Annotated in this window: 11 protein-coding genes; 5 read left to right on the plus strand and 6 right to left on the minus strand. The window is 39.3% G+C overall.

Annotated elements, in window-relative coordinates; translation table 11 throughout:
• Positions 1-345 precede the first annotated feature (345 nt).
• Together I4V44_RS16895 and I4V44_RS17965 are read left to right on the plus strand one after the other, a co-directional pair.
• Positions 346-741 carry a GNAT family N-acetyltransferase gene (locus I4V44_RS16895; RefSeq protein ID WP_227296132.1) on the plus strand — a complete coding sequence of 132 codons (396 nt, stop codon included), beginning with the start codon at positions 346-348 and terminating at the stop codon, positions 739-741.
• Positions 742-800: 59 nt separating this feature from the next.
• Complete coding sequence (locus tag I4V44_RS17965) at positions 801-983, plus strand: DUF6199 family natural product biosynthesis protein (RefSeq protein ID WP_330610671.1); 183 nt, start codon at positions 801-803, stop codon at positions 981-983.
• A 390-nt stretch (positions 984-1,373) separates the two neighbouring features.
• On the opposite strand, the gene I4V44_RS16900 is transcribed toward I4V44_RS17965, so the two are convergent.
• The 4 genes from I4V44_RS16900 to I4V44_RS16915 all read right to left on the minus strand — a co-directional run bounded on the left by I4V44_RS16900 (position 1,374) and on the right by I4V44_RS16915 (position 2,886).
• Entirely contained in the window at positions 1,374-1,655 is a 282-nt protein-coding gene (locus I4V44_RS16900; protein ID WP_055199533.1) for a type II toxin-antitoxin system YafQ family toxin, read from the minus strand.
• On the minus strand, positions 1,652-1,924 hold the full coding sequence (locus tag I4V44_RS16905) for a type II toxin-antitoxin system RelB/DinJ family antitoxin (RefSeq protein ID WP_055199534.1): 273 nt from the start codon (positions 1,922-1,924) through the stop codon (positions 1,652-1,654). The genes I4V44_RS16900 and I4V44_RS16905 overlap by 4 nt, the downstream gene beginning before the upstream one ends.
• Positions 1,925-2,035: 111 nt before the next feature.
• Positions 2,036-2,359 carry a tetratricopeptide repeat protein gene (locus tag I4V44_RS16910; protein ID WP_179979082.1) on the minus strand — a complete coding sequence of 108 codons (324 nt, stop codon included), beginning with the start codon at positions 2,357-2,359 and terminating at the stop codon, positions 2,036-2,038.
• A gap of 89 nt (positions 2,360-2,448) precedes the next feature.
• Positions 2,449-2,886 (minus strand): Rrf2 family transcriptional regulator, encoded by a 438-nt coding sequence (locus I4V44_RS16915; RefSeq protein ID WP_028087392.1) that lies wholly within the window; start codon positions 2,884-2,886, stop codon positions 2,449-2,451.
• Between the two features lie 150 nt (positions 2,887-3,036).
• On the opposite strand from I4V44_RS16915, the gene I4V44_RS16920 reads away from it, so the two are divergent.
• Together I4V44_RS16920 and I4V44_RS16925 are read left to right on the plus strand one after the other, a co-directional pair.
• Complete coding sequence (locus I4V44_RS16920; RefSeq protein WP_227194208.1) at positions 3,037-3,936, plus strand: NAD-dependent protein deacetylase, SIR2 family; 900 nt, start codon at positions 3,037-3,039, stop codon at positions 3,934-3,936.
• A gap of 48 nt (positions 3,937-3,984) precedes the next feature.
• Entirely contained in the window at positions 3,985-4,962 is a 978-nt protein-coding gene (locus tag I4V44_RS16925; RefSeq protein ID WP_243280311.1) for an NAD-dependent protein deacetylase, read from the plus strand.
• Between the two features lie 100 nt (positions 4,963-5,062).
• Here I4V44_RS16925 and I4V44_RS17710 read toward each other — a convergent pair whose 3' ends face one another.
• Together I4V44_RS17710 and I4V44_RS16935 are read right to left on the minus strand one after the other, a co-directional pair.
• Positions 5,063-5,374 (minus strand): helix-turn-helix domain-containing protein, encoded by a 312-nt coding sequence (locus I4V44_RS17710; protein ID WP_196003005.1) that lies wholly within the window; start codon positions 5,372-5,374, stop codon positions 5,063-5,065.
• A 143-nt stretch (positions 5,375-5,517) separates the two neighbouring features.
• Positions 5,518-5,976, minus strand: coding sequence for an Lrp/AsnC family transcriptional regulator (locus I4V44_RS16935; protein ID WP_119253201.1), 459 nt, complete (start codon positions 5,974-5,976; stop codon positions 5,518-5,520).
• A gap of 218 nt (positions 5,977-6,194) precedes the next feature.
• Between I4V44_RS16935 and I4V44_RS16940 the strand changes: the two genes are divergently transcribed.
• On the plus strand, positions 6,195-7,538 hold the full coding sequence (locus I4V44_RS16940) for an MATE family efflux transporter (RefSeq protein WP_118610555.1): 1,344 nt from the start codon (positions 6,195-6,197) through the stop codon (positions 7,536-7,538).
• The last annotated feature ends 148 nt before the right edge of the window (positions 7,539-7,686 follow it).

A 7,686-nucleotide genomic window follows, 5' to 3' on the forward strand; every position in this document is an offset into this window, starting at 1 on the left:
AAATAAGCCCGCCAAAAGGCGAGCTTATTTAGAATGCTTGTTTATAGGTTATCGCTGAACTACGTTTTCAGGACAGCTCCTTTCACTATTTGGGGGCGAAAAGCGCCACCATATATCATAAATGATGGGTTCAAGGGAAAAATCCCTTGCTAGAGCGTGTCTGAAAAATAAAAATTGCACAAAACGCATGTTTTATTTCCCTTTTTCATGATAAAATAAAGAAAAAGGGGTGTTCACTATGTTGAGACGATATGAGTTGACTGATGAAGAATGGCTTCGCATTGAACCTTTATTACCTCCTGAAAATACTGGAAAACAAGGACGTCCGAGGAAGATGGACAGATTATATCACGAGAAATGATTGAGCAGTCCATTGACGATGGTGAAGCTTACCGCATTGTACTTGATGGCAAAAAAGTAGGCGGTGTTGTGATTAAAGTCGAGGGTGAAAAAGGCGACCTTGATCTTCTTTTCGTTGCGCCATCAGTTCATAGCAAAGGCATCGGGTATGCTGCATGGTGCGAAGTTGAGAAGTTACATCCAGAAGTGAAAGTTTGGGAAACTGTAACGCCCTATTTCGAGCAGCGGAATATCCATTTTTATGTGAACAGATGTGGTTTTCACATCGTAGAGTTCTTTAACAAATATCACCAAGACCCCAATGATCCGGAAATGAATGCTGAAAAGCAGGACGAGCAGTTTCCGGACGGAATGTTTCGGTTTGAAAAGGTTATTCGGTAAATTTATATTTGATAAAGGAGATGGCAAATATGTGATGGTCTATTGGGGGCGGAATCATAATCTTTGCGTTAGGTATGTTTATCTTCTTAAAGCCGGGCTTAATATGGAAATTAACAGAAGAATGGAAATCTTATCGTGCAGATGAACCATCTGAGTTCTATTTGAAAGCCACAAAAATCGGTGGTGCTTTATTTGTCCTATTTGGAATTATTATGATTATGCTTCCATTTATTTTGGAGTGACAATTCCGGTTTGCAGAATACTACTTGTAGGACTTGGTTTCCACTGCTTTTTTATTAAAGTGTAAAGAAAAACTGCGCCATAGCCTTGACAGGCCATCGCGCAGCGATTTTGTTCAATTGGAAGTTATGGTTTTGACTTTTTCCGAATAATCAGCTTTAGGATAATACATACGACCATCACAACAGCCACCAAGGCACCATCCAACAGCAACTCTGTGTACCACGGTGCAGACTGTATGGCATATAAATTTGGGTAGGTTTTAAAGTGCCAGAACTTATAAATTCCGAATCCAATGAAAACTCCTATTGATGAACCAATAACGATGTTTAAAAAACAATTCAACTTTCTCAGCATGGCAGTGCATCCCTTTCCAAATTCCCGATTTGTACTTATTTCTTAAACAGCTCAGAATGTGAACCAAGGCGATAAAGCATCAAAACAAGAACATCTCCACAAATCTCATAAATAAGCAGCCAGTCCGGTTCGATGTGACACTCACGCGTGCCTTTGTAGTTTCCTGTAAGGTCATGATCCCTGTATTTTGCATCCAGCGTACCGCCATTCGCCAGAATACCGATTACCTCAAACAGCTTATCAAGATTTTTATTTTGCTTTTTGGCAAGCTTCAAATCCTTTTTAAACTGATTGGTAAACTGAATGTCGTATTTCATACGTCGAGAGCTGCCTTAAGCGCATCCATACTGGAATAACGCGGAGCAGAAGGATCCTTCATCATTTTTCTGCCTTCCTCAATGGCAGTGGCTGTTGTATCATTCGGTACTTCCAGTTTTAATTCAAAAGGAATACCATGCTCACGGATAGCGGTTCTCAGGAACATGTTTACAGCAGTTGTCATATTCAGACCAAGCTCATTGAAGATTTCCTCCGCCTGGTCCTTGATTGCCTTGTCTATACGAATATTTAAATTAGTTGTTGCCATACAGAACACCTCCATTCAAGTATAGTATATTCAAATATGTGCCTAATGTCAACACATTGTCATTATATAAGATATATATGAAAAACTGAAATAAATACTTTCTCCCCCAAATTATGCCTGTTTTGTTAAAAAACTTGATATCTGTTGTCCAAGAAAGAAACCAACCTGTGGATATAACTCTTGGATTTCCTGACATTTTGCCTCAATCATTTCCGGTTCATCAGCCCAGATATTTTCATATATTTTGAAAGCTCTTTTAAAATATGTTTTGGCTTGCGGAAGATTGGCAGTCATCAGATAAATGGTTCCAAGGGCTACCTGAAAATCTAGCAATAATGCCTGGTCAGAGTCAGTGCCAATGCTTTTTGTCTTTAACAGATCCTTTAATTCCTGAATGATTACATTCATACCTTTGTGGTAGTTATAGTTATCCATGTATGGAAATTTAACCACACAGACGATAGGAAAGTGTGGGGGATTTCGCCTGTGTCATGACACAGGCAGTGCTTGCTACTCTTGATTAGTTAAAGGTTTTTAACTTTCCTGATTTTAAAATAATACCGATCAATAATATCCTGCAATGTAATGGATTTCATTTTTTCATCTACCATATTTTGAATTTCATGATAGAAGTCCCCAATAGCGAATTGAATGTTGATACCGATTCCACAATCCGGATTGGTATCTGTGTCCAGGTGAAGCAGCGGCTTATCGCCCTCTACGGCTCGGTAGATGTCATACATATTGATTTTATCTGCCGATTTTGCAAGAGCGGCATTCGCATGACCTTGTGTATTGACAACAATGCCTGCATTTTTCAGGGTTGCCATAAGCTGTCTGACATAAGCCGGGTTTGTCTTGATACTTTCTGCGATTTTTGTGCTGGAGAGTTGTTCGTCATCTCCAAGAGCAATAAATATAAGAATATGAATGGTGTCACTAAGCTTTGTGGAATATTTCATTTGTCACCTCGAATTTTCTTCTTGCAATTTTTAAATTTACATGATAATATGATTTTAATGCTTGATGTAAATTTAATTTTAACAAGTAAAAAAATAAAAGTCAAGCAAAATAAAAAGTGTGGAATCTGATATAAAAAAGGAGATAAAGTGGTGTATGCAAAAGGAGGAACAAGTCAGTTTTCTGGCGGGAAAGGAAATGTGGTGAAGATGAATGTATATCAAGAGATAAGCCAAATCATCAAAGAAGCAGATGGTATTTTGATTGGAGCCAGTAATGGTTTGTCTATCGCAGAGGGATATAATATTTTTGCAGATGACGCATGGTTTCAGGAAAATATGGGAGATTTCAGAGAAAAATATGGACTGCGTTGTGTTTTACACGGATTTTCAGTGCCAATGAAGGTAGAAGAAAAGTGGGCGTTTGTAAGCAGACTTGTTAAGGCAAAAGCTATGCAGGATGAGCCGAGTGAGATTATGAAAAATATCTATGCACTAGTAAAGGATAAAGAATATTTCGTAGTAACTTCCAATGCGGAGGATCATTTTGTGCCGGCAGGTTTTGAGGCAGACCGTGTTTTTGAAATGGAAGGGAAATTAACCCAAATGCGGTGCAAGAACAGATGTCATGACGAGGTCTATCCTAATCAAAAAGCAGTTCTCGCCATGACAGAAGAGGAAGTAAACGGAAGAGTACCCAAAGAGTTACTGCCGAAATGTCCAAAATGCGGTGGAGATATGGAAGTAAATTGGGGTGAGATGTCCTCGTTTACAGAAACGAAAAATTGGAAGGAAAAGGCTGCCCGTTATCAAGAATTTATTCAGAATTTACATGGAAAGAAGCTGGTAATTCTGGAATTTGGCATTGGTTGGAGAAATCAAATGATTAAAGCTCCTTTGATGCAGCTTGCAGCAGTAGAACCACAGGCAAGATATATCACATTTAACAAGGGCGAAATTTACATTCCAGAGGAAATCAAAGAAAAATCCATCGGTGTGGATGGTAATCTTACGGTAGCGTTAAAGGAAATCAGAAAGGGAAGGATAGACTAAGTAAGGTGGTTAAAGATATTACAGTTGTGAGATAGGAGAATGAAAAAAATGAGCTGTTATGAAAATTTGGTAATGAAAACACAAATGAACTATTCCAGACACTATAGTACCTATGCATCCGGCGGTACTGCTGTAGTGTTGAGCAAACAAAAACCACTTCCTTATGAGGAACAGATTCAGGAATTTGTTCGCAGAGTGCAGGAGGCAGAGTGTATCATAGTAGGCGGAGCATCCGGTTTATCAGCGGCTGGAGGTGGTGACTTTTATTATAGTGATACCCCTTCTTTTCGTGATCATTTTGGAAAATTTGCAGATAAGTATGGATTCAAAGGTGCTTTTAGCGGCATGATGCATCGGTTTTCTACAAGAAATGAACACTGGGGATATGTGGCAACCTTTTTAAATACTACACAAAATGCCCCTATCAGAGAGCCATATCTGGATTTGGATAGAATCTTGCAGGGAAAGGACTTTCATATCTTAACGACTAATCAGGATACACAGTTTGTAAAGATTTATCCGGAAGAAAAGGTCAGTGAGATTCAGGGAGATCATCGTTTCTTCCAGTGTTCCCAGTGCTGTCAGGATGAAACATGGGATGCCGTACAACCTGTGGCAGATATGATTGCGGCTATGGGAGAGGGGACAATGGTGCCGGATGAACTGATTCCTCGCTGCCCTCATTGTGGTGCGGAAATGTTTCCGTGGGTAAGAGGATATGGGAATTTTCTGCAAGGGAAAAAATACGAAGAAGAATATGAGAAAATCTCAAAATACATTCAAAAGAACAAAGATAGAAAAATTCTCTTGATAGAACTTGGAGTAGGGCGCATGACACCGATGTTTATACAGGAACCGTTTTGGGAACTGACAAACAGTTTGAAAGATGCATATTATATTTCCGTAAATTCAGAATATCAGTTTTTGCCGGAATTCATTGAAGATAAGGGGATTGCTATTTTGGGAGATATAGGAACAGTGTTAAAAGATTTGCAGAAAGCAAAAGAGGAAAGTGCATTTGTATAGGATACTTGTTCTTGATATTCCACTTGATGGAAAAACATTAGAATATTGATTGATACAAAACTGCACTCAGGGATATTGTGGGTGCAGTTTTGCATTAAAATTATCGATTACGATACAGTTTCTGATATGCAGTAGGTAATATCTGAAATATATCTCGGAAAGCCGATGTAAATTTACTTTGGCTTTTATATCCCACAGTGGCGGCAATTTCCGAAATAGATTTATCTTCCTGCAACAGCATATTCGATGCCAACTTCATACGGTATTCTTTCATGTAAGAAGCGATGGGCATTCCATAGACTGCTTTGAAAACGGATTTCAAAGTAGTGGTGTTCATCAGGTACTGTTTTGACAACTCTTCAATAGTATAGTGGCGTTTTAGGATATGTTCCCGTGTACGAAAAATGGGCATTTTATTGTTATTTTGAAAAGCTGCGAGGCGTTTCAGGAAGAGCAAACTGTTGAAGTCAAAAAGTGGCTGGGAGCGTTATATTTAATTCACTTTGGCAGGGTGATATGACTGTATGGATCAAGGTTGGTTGCAACTTCTGACTTTTATAGCCGTAATCCTTTAATATCTTTAATGCGTGATAAGATCATATTGCAACTGCAGCTGATAATGCCAGGCAGTGTATCAATGACATTGTGCAGGAAGTATTCCAGTTCATCACCTGATGAAGCAACGGCATGTACATGAAGCCTGTCTCTTCCTGTGACACGGTAAATCTGTGTGACTGTATCATTTTTGTACAATATATCTGTCACCTGCGCCAGGTACTCCGGTTTTGTTTCAATTTCAAAATAGCATGATACAGCCCCACTGATTTTTTGCGGATTAATAATTGTTGTATATTCTTCGATTACGCCTCTTTTCTCCAAAGCCTGGATACGGGCTTTTACTGCCACTCTGGAAATACCGGTTTCTTCACCGATATCAGAGTAAGAGATACGTGCGTTTTCTATAAGCAGCCGGATAATCTTCTGATCCAGCTCATCTAAACCGTCCAGGTACATAAGTTCCCTCCTGTAAAATAATATAAAATAATATCCATCTGATAGCAGCTTTTTTCAATATCAAATATCATATCATTTATATTACTAAAAGTAAACAGCAGCTTGACTTATTTGCTGTAACTACATATAATTATTACGTAACGAAATCTTAAACTTACATTTTGAAAATACAATCGTGATTTCGGATAAAAAGCAGGAATTGATGGAGGAAAATGAGAATGTCAAAAGATGAATATTTAATCACAGATGCCCCTCTTAAAGCACTGACTGTTTTTGCAATGCCTATGATTCTGGGCAGCTTCTTTCAACAAGTATATAATATGGCTGATTCCATTATCGTCGGTCAGTTTGTGGGATCCTCTGCACTTGCGGCAGTTGGAGCCTGTGCCGCTTTGACCAATGTTTTCATCTGTGTGGCTTTGGGAGCCGGTGTAGGAGCAGGTGTACTTGTGAGCCGCTATTTTGGAGCCCAGAATTATAGCAAAATGAAAACAATTGTGTCAACATCGTTGATCAGTTTTCTGATTCTGAGTATACTTCTGGGGGTTTTTGGTTTTGGCTTTTCTCATTTTATGATGAGTTTATTACAAACACCTGCTGACATACTGGATGAAGCGGTACTGTATCTGCGTGTTTATTTTGTGGGATTTCCCTTTCTGTTTATGTACAATATCCTTTCAACGATGTTCAATTCCATCGGTGAATCGAAGATTCCGTTGGGCCTTTTGATATTTTCTTCTGTTTTGAATATTGTTATGGATCTTTGGATGGTGGCAGGTTTAGGGCTGGGTGTGTTCGGTGCCGCCCTTGCAACTCTCATTGCGCAGGGGATTTCCGCAGTGTTTTCGCTTTTGATTTTCTTTAACCGGATGCGTCGATATAAAAGCCGCTTTAACTGGTTTGACAGGCAGGAGTTACATTCCATGCTTCGTATTGCAGTACCATCGGTTCTTCAGCAATCCACAGTGTCAATTGGTATGATGATCGTACAGGCGGTTGTAAATCCCTTCGGTACACAGGCGCTGGCAGGTTATGCGGCAACCATGAGAGTAGAGAATGTTTTTTCACTGATATTTGTATCCATTGGAAATGCGGTTTCGCCCTATGTTTCCCAGAATCTTGGAGCAAAGAAAATTGAACGTATCAAAAAAGGATACCATGCTGCACTGGTGTTGGACCTGTGTTTCGCAGTCCTTGCTTTCATAGTCATTGAAACACTGCACACCCCAATTTCTTCCTTATTCCTTGGAAAAGATGGAACCGCTCTGGCATATCAGGTGTCCGGGGATTATATGAAATGGCTGGGATATTTCTTTATTTTTATGGGTATTAAGATGGCAACAGATGGAGTTCTTCGTGGACTTGGAATTATGCGGCCGTTTCTCATTGCCAATATGGTAAACCTTGCCATTCGGCTGTCAGTTGCCTTGATTTTTGCACCGCGTTATGGAATTGCATTTGTCTGGCTTGCTGTACCGGCCGGATGGCTTGCGAATTTTCTAATCTCCTATGGGGCACTTAGAAAATCATGGCCGGTTGATGAAGGAGTTTCATTCCGGTAAATTTCTTTTAAATTTTGATGGGAAGCTGGATTTGTATGTTAAGAGGTATATTTTCGTTACTGTTCACTGGCCAATGGTATTTAGATAAATAAAGCATATTCCGGAGATTACTTGACATTTAAAAAGAAATGCCTTGAAAAATTTATGA

This window comes from Blautia sp. 1001283B150304_161114_C9 (assembly GCF_015668165.1).
Lineage (GTDB): Bacteria > Bacillota > Clostridia > Lachnospirales > Lachnospiraceae > Blautia_A > Blautia_A wexlerae.

Bases quoted from the DNA above. Each gene is read 5' to 3' on its own strand.
- I4V44_RS16900 (WP_055199533.1), bottom strand. From the start codon at position 1,655: ATGAAATACGACATTCAGTTTACCAATCAGTTTAAAAAGGATTTGAAG.
- I4V44_RS16905 (WP_055199534.1), bottom strand. From the start codon at position 1,924: ATGGCAACAACTAATTTAAATATTCGTATAGACAAGGCAATCAAGGAC.
- I4V44_RS16910 (WP_179979082.1), bottom strand. From the start codon at position 2,359: ATGGATAACTATAACTACCACAAAGGTATGAATGTAATCATTCAGGAA.
- I4V44_RS16915 (WP_028087392.1), bottom strand. From the start codon at position 2,886: ATGAAATATTCCACAAAGCTTAGTGACACCATTCATATTCTTATATTT.
- I4V44_RS16925 (WP_243280311.1), top strand. From the start codon at position 3,985: ATGAGCTGTTATGAAAATTTGGTAATGAAAACACAAATGAACTATTCC.
- I4V44_RS17710 (WP_196003005.1), bottom strand. From the start codon at position 5,374: ATGCCCATTTTTCGTACACGGGAACATATCCTAAAACGCCACTATACT.
- I4V44_RS16935 (WP_119253201.1), bottom strand. From the start codon at position 5,976: ATGTACCTGGACGGTTTAGATGAGCTGGATCAGAAGATTATCCGGCTG.
- I4V44_RS16940 (WP_118610555.1), top strand. From the start codon at position 6,195: ATGTCAAAAGATGAATATTTAATCACAGATGCCCCTCTTAAAGCACTG.